This window comes from Bradyrhizobium sp. B025, from assembly GCF_042257955.1.
GTDB lineage: Bacteria > Pseudomonadota > Alphaproteobacteria > Rhizobiales > Xanthobacteraceae > Bradyrhizobium > Bradyrhizobium diazoefficiens.
This window is the reverse complement of the sequence record NZ_CP170150.1, coordinates 3,698,187-3,712,828: the sequence shown is the minus strand read 5'-3', so window position 1 is coordinate 3,712,828 and position 14,642 is coordinate 3,698,187. Positions and strand designations below refer to the sequence as shown.

General features: G+C 64.3%; 13 protein-coding genes. 5 read left to right on the top strand and 8 right to left on the bottom strand.

Going from position 1 to position 14,642, the window contains the following annotated elements:
- Window positions 1-90: 90 nt before the first annotated feature.
- From ACE10W_RS16935 to ACE10W_RS16900, 8 genes are all read right to left on the bottom strand, one after another.
- Window positions 91-1,260, bottom strand: coding sequence for an acetyl-CoA acetyltransferase (locus ACE10W_RS16935; RefSeq protein ID WP_011086701.1), 1,170 nt, complete (start codon window positions 1,258-1,260; stop codon window positions 91-93).
- Window positions 1,261-1,322: 62 nt separating this feature from the next.
- Complete coding sequence (gene eda / locus ACE10W_RS16930; RefSeq protein ID WP_038966878.1) at window positions 1,323-1,973, bottom strand: bifunctional 4-hydroxy-2-oxoglutarate aldolase/2-dehydro-3-deoxy-phosphogluconate aldolase; 651 nt, start codon at window positions 1,971-1,973, stop codon at window positions 1,323-1,325.
- A gap of 13 nt (window positions 1,974-1,986) precedes the next feature.
- Complete coding sequence (locus tag ACE10W_RS16925; protein WP_304553783.1) at window positions 1,987-2,979, bottom strand: sugar kinase; 993 nt, start codon at window positions 2,977-2,979, stop codon at window positions 1,987-1,989.
- Between the two features lie 29 nt (window positions 2,980-3,008).
- Entirely contained in the window at window positions 3,009-3,995 is a 987-nt protein-coding gene (gene denD / locus ACE10W_RS16920; RefSeq protein ID WP_304552773.1) for a D-erythronate dehydrogenase, read from the bottom strand.
- Between the two features lie 65 nt (window positions 3,996-4,060).
- Window positions 4,061-4,984, bottom strand: coding sequence for a carbohydrate ABC transporter permease (locus ACE10W_RS16915; protein ID WP_161535274.1), 924 nt, complete (start codon window positions 4,982-4,984; stop codon window positions 4,061-4,063).
- Window positions 4,977-5,933 (bottom strand): carbohydrate ABC transporter permease, encoded by a 957-nt coding sequence (locus tag ACE10W_RS16910; RefSeq protein ID WP_028170961.1) that lies wholly within the window; start codon window positions 5,931-5,933, stop codon window positions 4,977-4,979. Before ACE10W_RS16910 ends, ACE10W_RS16915 begins: the two co-directional genes overlap by 8 nt.
- A gap of 64 nt (window positions 5,934-5,997) precedes the next feature.
- Window positions 5,998-7,317: an ABC transporter substrate-binding protein gene (locus ACE10W_RS16905; RefSeq protein ID WP_011086695.1), complete on the bottom strand. Its 1,320-nt coding sequence runs from the start codon at window positions 7,315-7,317 to the stop codon at window positions 5,998-6,000.
- A 59-nt stretch (window positions 7,318-7,376) separates the two neighbouring features.
- Window positions 7,377-8,444: an ABC transporter ATP-binding protein gene (locus tag ACE10W_RS16900; protein ID WP_011086694.1), complete on the bottom strand. Its 1,068-nt coding sequence runs from the start codon at window positions 8,442-8,444 to the stop codon at window positions 7,377-7,379.
- Between the two features lie 200 nt (window positions 8,445-8,644).
- Between ACE10W_RS16900 and ACE10W_RS16895 the strand changes: the two genes are divergently transcribed.
- From ACE10W_RS16895 to ACE10W_RS16875, 5 genes are all read left to right on the top strand, one after another.
- A complete protein-coding gene (locus ACE10W_RS16895; RefSeq protein ID WP_161535276.1) occupies window positions 8,645-9,745 on the top strand; it encodes a LacI family DNA-binding transcriptional regulator in 1,101 nt (366 codons plus the stop codon).
- 122 nt (window positions 9,746-9,867) lie between these two features.
- Window positions 9,868-11,697 carry an IlvD/Edd family dehydratase gene (locus ACE10W_RS16890; RefSeq protein WP_028170958.1) on the top strand — a complete coding sequence of 610 codons (1,830 nt, stop codon included), beginning with the start codon at window positions 9,868-9,870 and terminating at the stop codon, window positions 11,695-11,697.
- Between the two features lie 138 nt (window positions 11,698-11,835).
- Window positions 11,836-12,567 (top strand): SDR family oxidoreductase, encoded by a 732-nt coding sequence (locus ACE10W_RS16885; protein WP_038966876.1) that lies wholly within the window; start codon window positions 11,836-11,838, stop codon window positions 12,565-12,567.
- Between the two features lie 124 nt (window positions 12,568-12,691).
- On the top strand, window positions 12,692-13,438 hold the full coding sequence (locus ACE10W_RS16880; RefSeq protein ID WP_161535278.1) for an SDR family NAD(P)-dependent oxidoreductase: 747 nt from the start codon (window positions 12,692-12,694) through the stop codon (window positions 13,436-13,438).
- A gap of 69 nt (window positions 13,439-13,507) precedes the next feature.
- The gene (locus ACE10W_RS16875) at window positions 13,508-14,641 is read left to right on the top strand and encodes a serine hydrolase (RefSeq protein WP_304552766.1); all 1,134 of its coding nucleotides are present in this window, start codon (window positions 13,508-13,510) and stop codon (window positions 14,639-14,641) included.
- Window position 14,642 lies beyond the last annotated feature (1 nt).

Here is a 14,642-nt window from a genome sequence, read left to right as displayed (position 1 = left end):
TTAAGGGGCCCGGGCGGGGCCACCATGATCTAGCGCAATAAAGAAAGAAGGTGGGCACCGCGCTTCGCGCCCTTGCCCACCCTACAAGCCTTACTTCAGCGGCTCCAGCACGGAGACGTAGTTGGCAACCGCTGCACCGCCCATGTTGAAGATGCCGCCAAGCTTGGCGTTCTTGAGCTGCATGCCCTCGGGCGCCTGGCCCGCAAGCTGCATCGCGGTCATCACGTGCATGGAAACGCCGGTGGCACCGATCGGATGGCCCTTGGCCTTCAACCCGCCGGACGGATTGACCGGCAGCTTGCCGTCCTTGAGGGTCCAGCCTTCCTTGATGGCGCGGGCGCCCTGCCCCTTCGGCGTCAGGCCCATCGCTTCGTATTCGATCAGCTCGGCGACGGTGAAGCAGTCATGTGTCTCGACGAAGGAGAGATCGGTGAGCGCGACGCCCGCCTTCTCCAGCGCCCGCTGCCAGGCGACCGTGCAGCCCTCGAACTGGAGGATGTCGCGCTTGGACATCGGCAGGAAGTCCTGGGCGTGCGCGGTGGCGCGGAAGCCGATCGACTTGCTCATGCCCTTGGCGGTCTCGGCGTCGGCCAGGATCAGCGCCGCCGCGCCATCGGAGACGAGCGAGCAATCGGTGCGCTTCAGGGGGCCGGCGACATAGGGGTTCTTCTCGCTCTCGGCACGGCAGAACTCGAAGCCGAAGTCCTTGCGCATCTGGGCGAAGGGATTGGCGACGCCGTTCTTGTGGTTCTTGGCCGCGATCAGCGCCAGCGCATCGGACTGGTCGCCGTATTTCTGGAAGTAGGAGCTGGCAATCTTGCCGAACACGCCGGCAAAGCCGCCCACCGTGTCGCCGTCCTCGGGCAGGTAGGACGCCTTGAGCAGGTTCTTGCCGATCTCCGGCCCCGGCGTGCGGGTCATCTGCTCGACGCCGACGACGAGCACGATCCTGGCCGCACCTGCGGCAATCGCGCGCAGGCCTTGGTGCACCGCGGCAGAGCCGGTCGCACAAGCGTTCTCGACGCGGGTTGCCGGCTTGAAACGCAGCTTCGGGTCGGCCTGGAGCACCAAGGAAGCGGTGAAATCCTGCGGCGAGAAGCCGGCGTTGAAATGACCCAGCACGATCTCGTCGACGTCGCCGGCCGAAATGCCGGCATCCGCCAGCGCCTCATTGGCCACGCGGACGACGAGGCTTTCGACGGTCTCGGTGTCAAACTTGCCGAACGGCGTATGCGCCCATCCGACGATGCTGGCAGTCATGGTCTTTTCTCCTTGGAAGCGCTCTCCCCTGAGCTATGTCTTAGCCTAGGGATGGCAAGACTTCACGCGCCTTTCAGGGCCTTGAGGGTGCGCTGGCAGATGGCAGTTATGCCGGCCCAGTTCCCCGCCCTGATCTCCGCGGTCGGGCACAGCCAGGATCCGCCGACCGCGACCACGTTGGGCTCCGCCAGCCAGGTCGCCGCATTGGCCTCGCCCACCCCGCCGGTCGGGCAGAACCGCACGTTGGGGAATGGCCCGCCGAGCGCGCGCAGGCCCTTGATGCCGCCGGCCTGCTCGGCCGGGAAGAATTTTGCGACGTCGAAGCCGTAGGACAGCGCCATCATCAGCTCGGACGCCGTGGCAATGCCCGGCGCAAACGGCAACGAGCTATCGGTGGCGGCCTTCAACAGGTCCGGGGTCAGGCCCGGGCTGATGCCGAACGCGACGCCGAGCTTCTCCACACGGGTGAAGTCGGCCGGATTGAGAATCGTGCCGATGCCGACGACCGCCTCGGGTACCTCGGCCATCATCGCCCTCGCCGCCTCGATCGCAACGGGGGTGCGCAGGGTCACCTCCAGCGTGCGGACGCCGCCCGCAACCAGCGCACGGGCCAGCGGTACAGCATCCTGGATGCGCTCGATGGTGAGGACGGGAATAACGGTCGCAGCCTTGAATAGCGCGACGAGCTGGTTCTGTTGGGCAGTCGTGGTCATCTTGGCCTTCGTTTCACTTGGTCGCTTGGCGCGTAGCCGCCGGCCGGTGCCGCTTCTTCGGCGGCATGGCATAGCCCGGAATGATGGCGCCGGGATAGCAGATCACGAGGCTGGCGAGGCGATGACCGGCCTGCGCCGCCTCGACCGGCTCGGAACCGGCGAGCCGGGCTGCGATATAGGCCGCGGCAAAGCTGTCGCCGGCGGCTGTGGTGTCCACCACGGGCTTGGTCATGGGATCGGCACGGACCTCGCTGGTCCCGCCCGGAAAGCGCAGCAGGCTCACCGGCTCGGCCAGCCGGAACACCAGCTCGGGGCTCGGGATGCGCGCCATCAGCTGGTCGTGGCTCTCGCCCGGATAGAGCGCGAGCAGATCCTCGGTCGAGGTCAGCACGATGTCGGCGGTCGCAAACGCCGCGGCAAAGGCCTCGCGGGCGACATCGCGATCGGGCCATCCCCGCGCGCGAAAATTGGTGTCGAACACGAAGCGGGTACCGAGCAGGCGGGCGCGCTTGATCGCCGCGAGCAGGCGCTCGCGGCCGGGGGCGTCGTAGATCGAGAGCGTGATCGCGGAGAGATAGACGATGTCGTAGCTCATCAGCGAGTTGAGGAGCTCGTCCGTCTCCGGCAGGCTCATCAGCTGGCGGGCGGCCGCGCTGTCGCGCCAGTGGAAGAACTGGCGCTCGCCCTTCGCATCCGTCTGGATCATGTAGAGGCCGGGCAGCTTGCCCGGCAACCTTACGACGCGCCGCGTGCCGACGCCCTCCGCGGTCCAGGCCGCGATCATCTCATCGCTCAAGGCATCGTCGCCGAGCGCGGTGAGGTAATCGACCTTGACCTCGAGCCGCGCCAGATAGACCGCGGTGTTGAGGGTGTCACCGCCGAAGCCGCGCGAATAGAGACCGCCGCCCTGCCCGGCGGACTGTCCGGCAGATTGTCCCGCGGAATGTCCACCTTGGGCCTGCCGGAGCTCGACCATGCATTCGCCGATGCAAGCAACGCTCGCCATCATCAGATCCACGCTGTTCATCGATTGCGTCAGGCGACGAAATTGCCGCCGAGCTCGTCTTCGATGTGAATGCGGATGATATCGTCGAAATTCTTCTCGGCAGTGGTGAAGCCGAGCTCGAGCGACCGCTTTGCGTTGAAGTTGCGCGGCCAGCCGCCGACGATGCCGACGATGAAGGGATCGGGCTCCCGCTTGATGCGGGCTGCGACCTTTTCGCCGGCAACGCGCTTCAAGGCGGCGATCTGCTCGCCGACGGTCGCCGACAGGCCCGGCATGGTCAGGTTGCGGCGCGGGCCGACGGTGGCGAGGTCCATGGTGCCGGCGTGGACCAGGAAGCCGACCGCCGAACGCGGCGTCGCGTGCCAGTGGCGGACGTCCTCGGACACCGGGAGGATCGCTTCCTTGCCGGCCAGCGGCTCACGCAGGATGTTGGAGAAGAAGCCCGATGCCGCCTTGTTGGGCAGGCCGGGCCGGATGCAGATGGTCGGCAGGCGGATGCCGATGCCATCGAGGAAGCCGCGGCGGGAATAGTCGGCGAGCAGCAGCTCGCCGATCGCCTTCTGGGTGCCGTAGCTGAGCAGCGGGGTGTGGAAGAACTCGTCGCCGATCGCGTCCGGGAACGGGGCGCCGAACACCGCGATCGACGAGGTGAACACCACGCGCGGCTTGTAGCCGCCGCCGACGAGGCGGATCGCGTCGAGCAGCATTCGCGTGCCGTCGAGATTGATGCGGTAGCCCTTGTCGAAATCGAGTTCGGCCTCGCCCGAGACGATCGCGGCGAGATGGAAGATCGCGTCCGGGCGTCCGGCGATCAGCTTTTCGGCCGCCCCCGGCACGGCGAAATCGCCCGACACCGTCTCGACCGGAAAACCGGCCTTCTCCGGCTTCTTGGGCTCGACCACGTCGTGCATGGTCAGCTTGGTGATCTCGCTCTTGCCGAGCCGGCCGTCGCGCAGCAGCCGTTCGCAGAATTTACGGCCGACCATGCCGGCGGCGCCCAGAACCAGAATGTGCAAGAGCTTAACTCCTTCTTATTGGCCGGACCGCGCCGCTCCTGACGCGCCCTCGGCAAGCCCCGCGATCATTCCTTCACGGCGCCGGTCATCGCCGACACATAATGCTCCACGAAGAAGGCGTAAAGGATGACGAGCGGCAGCGAGCCGGCCAGCGCCCCCGCCATCAGCGAACCCCAACGGTAGATGTCACCATCCACGAACTCGTTGACGATCGCGACCGGCACCGTCTTGTTGCTGGTCGATTGCAGGAAGGTCAGTGCGTAGATGAACTCGTTCCAGCACAGCGTGAAACAGAAGATGAAGGCCGAGATGAGGCCGGGGATTGCGAGCGGCACGACGATCTTGATCAGGATCTGCCAGCGGCTCGCTCCGTCGATCAGCGCGCATTCCTCGAGCTCGAAGGGGATGGTCTTGAAATAGCCCATCAACAGCCAGGTCGAGAACGGGATCAGGATCGTCGGATAGGTCAAGATCAGCGCCAGCGGCGAGTCGAAAAGGCCGTACTGATACACGACGGTGGCGAGCGGAATGAACAGGATCGAAGGCGGCACGAGATAGGCAAGGAAGATCAGCCCCCCGACGAGATTGGCGCCCTTGTAACGCAGCCGCACGATGGCGTAGGCCGCAAACACCGATGCGACGATCGAGAGCACCGTGGCGCAGATCGCCACATACATCGTGTTCCAGAGCCAATGCGGATAGTAGCTCTCGAACAGCAGCTTGTAGAAGTGCTTGAAGGTCGGATTCCAGGTCCAGAACGGATTGAACTTGTCGAGATCGAGCAGCTGCTCGTCCGGCTTCACCGAAGTCAGCGCCATCCAGTAGAACGGGAACAGCAGAACCACGACGATGATCGTGAGCGGCAGATAGAGCGTCACCATGCGCCGCGGCACGGACTGGAGATAGCTCATGCCCTCGCTGTGATCGACGCGCGCCGGCGTCGATAGCACGGACTTGAGATCGACTTTCGAGGCAGGAAGATCAGTCATTGCTTTCTCCCTGTTGCCACTTGCGACGCTGGAGGCCGAACCACGAGACCATGATCGCGGCAAGCAGGAACGGAATCATGGCGCTCGAGATCGCGGCGCCCTCGCCCAGTTGCCCTGCGATGATCGCGCGCTGATAGGACAGCGTCGCCATCAGGTGGGTTGCGTTGACCGGGCCGCCGCGCGTCATCGCCCAGATCAGCTGGAAGTCGGTGAAGGTGAACAGCACCGAGAAAGTCATCACCACGGCGATGATCGGCGTCAGCAGCGGATACGTTATGAAGCGGAAATTCTGCCAGCGCGTGGCGCCGTCCAGGGTCGCTGCTTCATAGAGCGAGGGCGATACCGTCTGCAGGCCGGCGAGCAGCGTGATCGCCACGAACGGCACTCCGCGCCAGATATTGGCGAAGATAACGCAGATCCTCGCCCAGGTGGTATCCCCGAGGAAATTGATGTTCTGGCTGATCAGCCCGAGATGCCGCAACGACCATGAGATGATGGAGAACTGAGAGTCGAATATCCACCAGAACGCCAGCGCGGAGAGCACCGTGGGCACGATGAACGGGATCAGTACGGCTGCGCGCAGCATCGCCTTGAACGGCATGTGTTCGTTCAGGAGCAGCGCGAGATAGAGCCCGACCGCGAATTTAACGGCGCTGGCGACGAAGGTGTAGAGCAGCGTGTTGAACACCGACAGCCAGAAGATGGAATCGTCCCAGAGCCATTCGTAGTTCTCGGTGCCGATGAAGTGCCCGACGCGGCCGATGCGGGTATCGGTGAAGGACAGCCAGATCCCGAGCCCGAGCGGATAGGCCAGGAAGAAGATCAGGAATGCCATGGCCGGCACCATGAACCAGAAACCGAGCCAGTTGCGGTTGTGCTTGAGCTGGTCCCAGGCGCGTGCCTTTTGAATCTGCGGCTTGGCGCGGGGAGCAACTGCGATATCGGCCATGCTCGGATCCCTGATCGGAGTGTTGACGAGTGGGTGGCCGGCGAGACCACCCACTCCGCGACGGTTAACGATAGATGCGCTTCAACTGGCGCTCGGCTTCCGCCATTGAGCCCTTCACATCCTTGGTGCCGGTGCAATAGTTGGCGAACATGTCGACGACGATGAAGTCGGCGATTGCGGTTGCCGCCTTCTCGCCCACAGTGCCGATGCCCGAGGCCGGCAACGTACGCTTGGACGCCTGCGCAAACACGGCGTTCTTGGGATCCGCGGTCCAGACCGGGGCCGTCTCATAGGCGTTCAAGGTCTGCGTCAAATAGCCTTGCGCACCGCTCAACCACTTCTCGTAGTTCTCCTTCTCCAGCATGAAGGCGATGAAGGCCTTCGCTGCGTTCGGATATTTGGTGAAGTTGAACGCGAGGATGGGCAGCGCAAGCTGCAATTCGGTCGGCTTGCCGATCGGACCCACCGGCCACAGGGCGTGATAGGTGTCCTCAGTCAGCTCCTTCTTGGTCGGATCGGTCTTGGCCCCCACGTAGATCGAGATGCCGTTGGCCGTACAATAGAGTTCGCCAGCCAGGTACGCCTTGTTGTTGGAGGAGTCGTTCCACGACGGCGTGCCCGGGATGAAGGTCTCGTAAAGCGCCTTGCAATACTCCAGCGCCTTCGCCGTCTCCGGCGAATTGATGATGACCTTGTCGTTCTGGTCGACCGTGTAAGCGCCGTGGCCCCAGAGGACCCAGTGCAGCCATGAGTTGCCGTCGCCGCTGGCATGGCCGAGGGCAAAGCCGGCCGGCGTGTTGTTTGCCTTCAGTGCCTTGCACATCTCGAGGAAGCCGGGGAAGTCCTTCGGGAATTCCTTGAAGCCGGCCTTGTCCGTCGCCGACTTGCGGTACGTCATGTAGCCGCCGTTGGTCGCAACCGGGATTCCCAACCAGTCGTCACCGAGCTTGCAGGTCTTGGCTGCCGCATCGGTCCATCCGCCGTACTTCTTGCCGAGATAATCGGCGACGTCGTTCATCTTGAGGACCTTGGTCGGGAACAGCTGCGGCAGCGTGTGCAGGCCCCAGGCCAGATCGAGACCCGAGCCGGTGTTGGCGGCAACCGATGCCTTCGGCTGCACGTCCTCGAAGGACTCGCTGAACACGTTCATCTCGGTGCCGGTCGCAGTCTTGAACGCCGCGACCATGGCGTTGAATGCTTCGTCTTCCTGCGGCACGAAACGCTTCCAGCGCATCACCGTCAGCTTGGCGCCCGGCTCGGCCTTCCACGGCGAGTCCGCCGCCCAAGCCCTTGCGAAGTCGAACAGTGCCGGCCCGGTCAGTGCGCCGGTGGCAGCCAGCGCGGTTCCGCCTTGGAGCAGAGCCCGGCGGGTAAAGTCTTGCATGTCGTCCTCCCTGTGATGCTTTTTTGTAGTCTTTTGCAGTCTGCCTTATTCAGCTTGCATTACGCATTGAGCCGTTTCCCCGTGGCCTCGTCGAACAGGTGAACCACCGACGGATCGGGCCTCAGCCGGACCTTGTCGCCCGGGTTGAACTGGTGACGCTCGCGGAAAACGGCGACGACCTGCTCGCCGCCGAGCTTGGCGAAGACCTGGGTTTCCGAGCCGGTCGGCTCGACCACGACGATCTCGGCCTCAGCGCCATCGTCGGCGATGGTGAAATGCTCGGGCCGGACACCAAAGACCACGGGACGGCCGTCGGCCCCCTCCGGCGCGTTCCTGAGCGGCAGCTTGACGCCGTTCGGCCCTTCGAAGGTCGCAGTGCCGTTGACGCGGACATGCCCCTTCAGGAAGTTCATGGCCGGCGAGCCGATGAAGCCGGCGACGAACTGGTTTTCAGGCTTGTCGTAGAGCTCGAGCGGCGTGCCCATCTGCTCGACGATGCCGTCATGCATGACGACGATCTTGTCGGCCATAGTCATGGCCTCGATCTGGTCGTGGGTGACGTAGACGGTCGTGGTCTTCAGCCGCTGGTGCAGCTCCTTGATCTCGGTGCGCATGGCGACGCGCAACTTGGCGTCGAGGTTCGACAAGGGCTCGTCGAACAGGAAGACCTGCGGATCGCGCACGATGGCGCGGCCCATGGCGACGCGCTGACGCTGGCCGCCGGAGAGCTGGCGCGGATAGCGCTCGAGCAGCGGCGACAGCGCGAGGATCTCGGCGGCGCGCTTGACGCGCTTGTTGATCTCGTCGGAACTCGCGTTCCGCAGCTTCAGCGAGAAGCCCATATTCTCGCCAACGGTCATATGCGGATAGAGCGCGTAGTTCTGGAACACCATCGCAATGTCCCGCTCCTTGGGCTGGACATTATTGACGACGCGGTCGCCGATCGAGATCGTGCCGGAGGTGATGTTCTCGAGGCCTGCGAGCATGCGCAGAAGCGTCGACTTGCCGCAGCCGGAGGGGCCCACCAGAACGACGAACTGGCCGTCCTCGATCGGGATCGAGACGCCGTGCAGGACTTCAAAGTTGCCGAACGATTTCCGCACGTCGCGGATTTGCACAGACGACATCTAGCTCCCTCCTCGAAAGTCCACGGCGCCTCGCGCCGCGACCGTCTTGTTTTTTCTGAACTTCGCCGAACGAAGCCCGGTCTTAACAGGCGACATTGTCGGCAGTTTGTGCGGTTTTGGCAATTTGTCTTTGGTTAGTCGTTGCTGGTAGCGCTGTCAACGTTCCTTTGTTTGCGGCAGTGACTGTGTTAAGAGCAGCAATGGGTCGAAAACGCACCAAGTCAGGCAAAATCCGGCTGGCGGAAGTCGCCGAGCTTGCCGGCGTCAGCCCGATCACGGCGTCCCGCTTCTTCCGTAACCCCGAAGCGCTCTCAGTCGCCAAGCGGACGCGGGTCGAGAGCGCGGCCAAGGAGCTCGGCTATGTGCCGAACCTGGCGGCACGCGCGCTCGCCTCGCAACGCACCGAGGTTATCGGTGTCTTGATTCCGTCACTGACCAACAACGTGTTTTCCGACGTGCTGCGCGGCATCTATGACGCCTCCGAAGGCGGCCGTTACTCGATCCAGCTGTCCAACACACGCTACAGCATCCTCCAGGAGGAGAAGCTGCTGCGCCTGTTTCTTGCGCAGAAGCCTGCCGGGCTGATCGTCACCGGCATCGACCAGACCGCGGAATCGCGCGCGATGCTGGAGGCGGCCGACTGTCCGATCGTGCAGATCATGGAGATCGGGCCCAATCCGGTCGACATGATGATCGGCTTTTCCCACTATGAGGCAGCACGCGCGGCGGTTGCCCACCTGTTCGCGCAAGGTCACCGCAAGATCGGATTCGTCGGCGCGCGCATGGACCCGCGGGTGCAGCGGCGGCTGGACGGATATGTCTCGGCCATGAAGGACGCCTCCCTGTTCGAGCAACGCCTCGTCGTCACGACCGCCACGCCGACGTCGGTGACGCTCGGCGGCGCCCTGTTCACCGATCTCCTGGCACGCGAGCCCGACCTCGATGCGGTGTTCTGCGCCAACGACGACCTCGCGCTCGGCGTGCTGTTCGAATGCCGGCGCCGCGAGATCGGCGTCCCCGAGCAGATCGCGATCGTCGGCTTCAACGACCTCGAATTCATGGCCTCCGCCGTCCCCACCCTGACCAGCGTGCGCACCAACCGCTACGAGATGGGCAAGACAGCCGCCACCATGCTGATCGAGGCGATCGACGGACGGCGCCCGGAGCAGCCGGTGCTCGATCTCGGCTTCAAGGTGATCGAGCGGCAAAGCTCGTCGGCGCGACGTTCAGACGGCAGGCCGGCTGCGTCAGGTGCGGGCACTGCGAACAAAATGGTAGCGTTACCAAGTAGCCATGACTAGTATCGGATTTGTGAGGAAACGACCCGCCAGCGGGAAGGCAGGTCATCGCTAGCGCCGCTGGGCATCGCACAAGCCGACACCCCAAGACCGACGCCAGTGCGTTTGCATTGCAGGAGAACCCAATGACAAAAAAGCCAACCAATGGGCACGCGCCCGCCGGTAACGGCGCCCGTCGCCACCTTCGCTCGCAGGAATGGTTCAACAACCCGCATAACCCGGGCATGACGGCGCTCTATATGGAGCGCTATCTGAACTATGGCCTCACCCGCGCCGAGCTGCAGTCCGGCAAGCCGATCATCGGCATCGCCCAGACCGGCAACGACCTCTCCCCTTGCAACCGCCACCATATCGAGCTCGCCCACCGCGTCCGCGAGGGCATCCGAGAGGCCGGCGGCATCGCGATGGAATTCCCGACCCATCCCATACAGGAGACCGGCAAGCGCCCGACCGCGGCGCTCGACCGCAACCTCGCCTATCTCGGCCTCGTCGAAATCCTTTACGGCTATCCGCTCGACGGCGTGGTGCTGACCACCGGCTGCGACAAGACCACGCCCGCCTGCATGATGGCGGCGGCGACCGTGAACCTGCCCGCGATCGTGCTGTCGGGCGGCCCGATGCTGAACGGCTGGCATGCCGGCGAGCGGACCGGCTCCGGCACCATCGTCTGGAAGTCGCGCGAGCGGCTTGCCGCCGGCGAGATCGACTATGAAGAGTTCATGGAGATCGTGGCGTCCTCGGCGCCCTCGGTCGGCCATTGCAACACCATGGGCACCGCCTCGACCATGAACGGGTTGGCCGAAGCGCTCGGCTTCTCGCTGCCGGGCTGTGCGGCGATCCCCGCCCCCTATCGCGAGCGCGGCCAGATCGCCTACGAGACCGGAAAGCGCATCGTCGAGATGGTCTGGGAGGACCTCAAGCCTTCGGACATCCTGACCCGCAAGGCGTTCGAGAACTGCATCGTGATCAATTCGGCGATCGGCGGCTCGACCAATGCGCCGATCCACATCAACGCGCTGGCGCGCCACATCGGCGTCGAGCTCTCGATCGACGACTGGCAGAAGGTCGGCCACGACGTGCCGCTGCTGGTCAACATGCAGCCGGCCGGCTTCTATCTCGGCGAGGAATTCCACCGCGCCGGCGGCGTGCCGGCCGTGGTGCGCGAACTGATGAAGCACAAGCGCATCCACGAAGACGCGGTCACCGTGAACGGTCGCGGCATCGGCGAGAACTGCGCCAATGCGCCCACGCCCGACAACGACGTGATCTGGTCCTACGACAAGCCGCTGGTGAAGGACGCCGGCTTCCTGGTGCTGAAGGGCAATCTGTTCGATTCCGCGATCATGAAGACCAGCGTGATCTCCAAGGAATTCCGCGACCGCTATCTCAGCAAGCCTGGGGATCTCAACGCCTTCGAGGGCCGCGCCATCGTGTTCGAGGGTCCGGAGGATTATCACGCGCGGATCGACGATGCCTCCCTCGACATCGACGAGCGCTGCGTGCTGTTCATCCGCGGCACCGGCCCGATCGGCTATCCCGGCGGCGCCGAGGTCGTGAACATGCAGCCGCCGGCGGCGCTGATCAAACGCGGCATCCTGTCCCTGCCCTGCATTGGCGACGGCCGCCAGTCCGGTACCTCGGGCTCGCCGTCGATCCTGAATGCCTCGCCGGAAGCAGCCGCCAATGGCGGCCTCGCGATCCTCAAGACCGGTGACAAGGTCCGCATCGACCTCAACAAGGGCAGCGCCAACATCCTGATCTCGGACGACGAGCTGAAGAAGCGCCACGCCGAGCTCAAGGCCAATGGCGGCTTCAAGCATCCGCCGAACCAGACGCCGTGGCAGGAGATCTACCGCAACACCGTCGGCCAGCAGTCGACCGGCGCCTGCATGGAGCTCGCCACGCGCTACCAGAACGTCGCCGGCACCTTTGGAGTGGCGCGGGATAATCACTGACACTGTCATTCCGGGGCGCGACGAAGTCGCGAGCCCGGAATCCATTGATCAACCGACGCTGTGGCCCGATGGATTCCGGGTTCGCGCCAAGAGGCGCGCCCCGGAATGACGACAAAAAATTCAAAGGAGAACAAAAAAATGGCAGACCGCCTCAAGGGAAAGCGCGCCGTAATCACGGCTGCGGCAGCAGGCATCGGGCGCGCATGCGCCATCGCATTCGCGCGTGAAGGCGCGACCGTGATCGCGACCGACATCAACGAGAGCGGCATCGCGGGCCTTGCCAAGGAAGGCATCGCCGAAACCGCAAAGCTCGACGTGCGCAACACCGCCGACGTCAATGCTTTTGCAAAACGAGTCGGCAAGATCGACATCCTGCTCAATGCGGCCGGCTTCGTGCACCACGGCACCATCCTGGAATGCTCGGAAGAGGATTTCGACTTTTCGTTCGACCTCAACGTCAAGTCGATGCACCGGACCATCAGGGCCTTCCTGCCGGACATGCTCGCGGGCGGCGGTGGCAGCATCGTCAACATCTCGTCCTGCGCCGCGCTGCGGCCGCCCGCCAACCGCTATGTCTATAGCGCGTCGAAGGCTGCGGTGTCGCTGCTGACCCGCGCGGTCGCGCTCGACTTCATCACCAAGGGCATCCGCTGCAACAGCATCTGCCCGGGCACCGTTGAGACGCCCTCGATGCTCGACCGCGCCGCCGCGCAAGGACCGCAGGGCAAGGAGATGTTCATCTCCCGCCAGAAGATGGGCCGGCTCGGCACCGCCGACGAGATCGCCTCCATGGCGGTCTATCTCGGCAGCGACGAGAGCGCGTTCACCACCGGCGTCGACCTCGTCGTCGACGGCGGCTACATGCTCTGATCACGTCTCGTCCCGAGGAGGCGCGACAAGCGCCGTCTCGAGGGACGGGCCACGGGCTCCATGGGTCGAGACGCGCGCCAAGCGCGCGCTCCTCACCGTGAGGGACAGATAGAGGGATTTTTCGATGAACAAGATCGACCTCAACGGCCGCGTCGCCATCGTCACCGGCGGCGCACAGGGCTTTGGCCGCGCCATCGTTCAGCGCTTCGCCGCCTCCGGCGCCAAGGTCGCGATCTGGGATTTCGACGCCGCGCTGGCCGAGAAGACGGCAAAGGAGATCGGCGGCGAGACCAAGGTGTTCAAGGTCGACGTCACCGACACCGCAGCCGTCGAGCAGGCCCGCGATGCGACGCTGGCCGCCTTCGGCAAGATCGACATCCTGGTCAACAATGCCGGCATCGCAGGCGTCAACAAGCCGGTCTGGGAGACTGACCTCGAGGAATGGCGCAAGGTGCTGCGCATCAACCTCGACGGCCCCTTCATCTGCTGCAAGGCGATCGTGCCGGAAATGCTCAAGCAGAAATACGGGCGGATCGTGAACATCGCCTCGATCGCCGGCAAGGAAGGCAATCCGAACGCCTCGCACTATTCGGCGTCCAAGGCCGGCCTGATCGCGCTGACGAAGTCGCTCGGCAAGGAGCTCGCCGCGCACGACATCCTCGTCAATGCGGTGACGCCGGCGGCGGCGAAGACCGCGATCTTCGACCAGATGACGCAGCAGCATATCGACTTCATGCTGTCGAAGATCCCGAAAGCGCGCTTCGTGCAGGTGGAAGAGCTCGCCGCGATGGTGAGCTGGCTCGCATCCGAAGATTGTGCCTTCTCCACCGGCGCGGTGTTTGATATTTCCGGTGGACGGGCGACCTACTGAAGCATTGGCCGCCCCTGGAAGGGGCGGACCATGCGGCTTGGTTGTCGGGATTTTGGGCGTCGGGATTTCGTGAAGCTCGCAGCGGGCGCAGGCGCGCTGCCGCTGCTGTCGTCGACGACGTTCGCGCAACTCTCGCCCAACCCGCCGAACATCCGCCCGCCCTCACCCGCCGAGCGCGGCGCCATGGCACGGCTCGCGCACAGCTTCATGGACAAGTACGGCGTGCCGGCACTCTCCGTTGCTATCGGCTATGCCGGCACTGTTGTCCATGAGGACGCCTTCGGTGTTGCCGATATCGAGCGGAACGAGGCCGTAACACCGCGGCATCTGTTCCGGATCGCCAGCGTCAGCAAGATGATCACCTCAGTCACGATCTTCCGCCTGATCGAGGAGAACCGCCTCAAGCTGGCGGATCGCGTGTTCGGCCCGGGCGCGTTGCTCGGCACCGATTACGGACAGCCGCCCTATTCCGCCGGCATCGACCAGATCACGCTCGAGCATCTGCTGACCCACACCGCCGGCGGCTGGAGCAACGACAACCGCGATCCCATGTTCACCCATCCGCGGATGGATCATGCCGAGCTGATCGCCTGGACGCTGGCCAACCGGCCGCTCGACCGCCCGCCGGGCCAGCACTACGCCTACTCCAATTTCGGCTATTGCGTGCTCGGGCGCGTGATCGAGAAGCTCACCGGCCAGCCCTATGCCGAGCACGTCCGCACCGATGTGCTCGCGCGCTGCGGCGTCACCGACATGACCATCGCGGGCAACACGCGCGAGCAGCGCCAGACCGGCGAGGTCGCTTATTACGGCCAGGGCGAAAATCCCTACGACATGAAAGTGAGGCGGATGGATTCCCATGGCGGCTGGATCGCGACGCCGGCGGATCTCGTGCAGTTCCTGATGCATGTCGACGGTTACACGAGACCCGCGAACATCCTGCGGCCGCGCACCATAGAGATCATGACCACCGCGCCCAGCTACAGCCCGGACTATGCCAAGGGTTTCTGTGTCAACAAGTCAGACAATTGGTGGCACAATGGCAGCCTGCCGGGCACGAGCACGATTGCCGTGCGCACCCATGGCGGCTTCTGCTGGGCAGCCTTCACCAACACAAGGCGCGGGAATTCCAACATGGATGGCGATCTCGACAATCTCAACTGGAGCATGGCGCGCCAGGTCGGCGAATGGCGGGTGGCCTGAC

Excerpts from the sequence above, each read along its gene's own strand:
- ACE10W_RS16895 (WP_161535276.1), top strand. The coding sequence starts at position 8,645 with ATGGGTCGAAAACGCACCAAGTCAGGCAAAATCCGGCTGGCGGAAGTC.
- eda (WP_038966878.1), bottom strand. The coding sequence starts at position 1,973 with ATGACCACGACTGCCCAACAGAACCAGCTCGTCGCGCTATTCAAGGCT.
- ACE10W_RS16905 (WP_011086695.1), bottom strand. The coding sequence starts at position 7,317 with ATGCAAGACTTTACCCGCCGGGCTCTGCTCCAAGGCGGAACCGCGCTG.
- ACE10W_RS16880 (WP_161535278.1), top strand. The coding sequence starts at position 12,692 with ATGAACAAGATCGACCTCAACGGCCGCGTCGCCATCGTCACCGGCGGC.
- ACE10W_RS16910 (WP_028170961.1), bottom strand. The coding sequence starts at position 5,933 with ATGGCCGATATCGCAGTTGCTCCCCGCGCCAAGCCGCAGATTCAAAAG.
- ACE10W_RS16935 (WP_011086701.1), bottom strand. The coding sequence starts at position 1,260 with ATGACTGCCAGCATCGTCGGATGGGCGCATACGCCGTTCGGCAAGTTT.
- ACE10W_RS16900 (WP_011086694.1), bottom strand. The coding sequence starts at position 8,444 with ATGTCGTCTGTGCAAATCCGCGACGTGCGGAAATCGTTCGGCAACTTT.
- ACE10W_RS16890 (WP_028170958.1), top strand. The coding sequence starts at position 9,868 with ATGACAAAAAAGCCAACCAATGGGCACGCGCCCGCCGGTAACGGCGCC.
- ACE10W_RS16915 (WP_161535274.1), bottom strand. The coding sequence starts at position 4,984 with ATGACTGATCTTCCTGCCTCGAAAGTCGATCTCAAGTCCGTGCTATCG.
- ACE10W_RS16885 (WP_038966876.1), top strand. The coding sequence starts at position 11,836 with ATGGCAGACCGCCTCAAGGGAAAGCGCGCCGTAATCACGGCTGCGGCA.
- ACE10W_RS16925 (WP_304553783.1), bottom strand. The coding sequence starts at position 2,979 with ATGGCGAGCGTTGCTTGCATCGGCGAATGCATGGTCGAGCTCCGGCAG.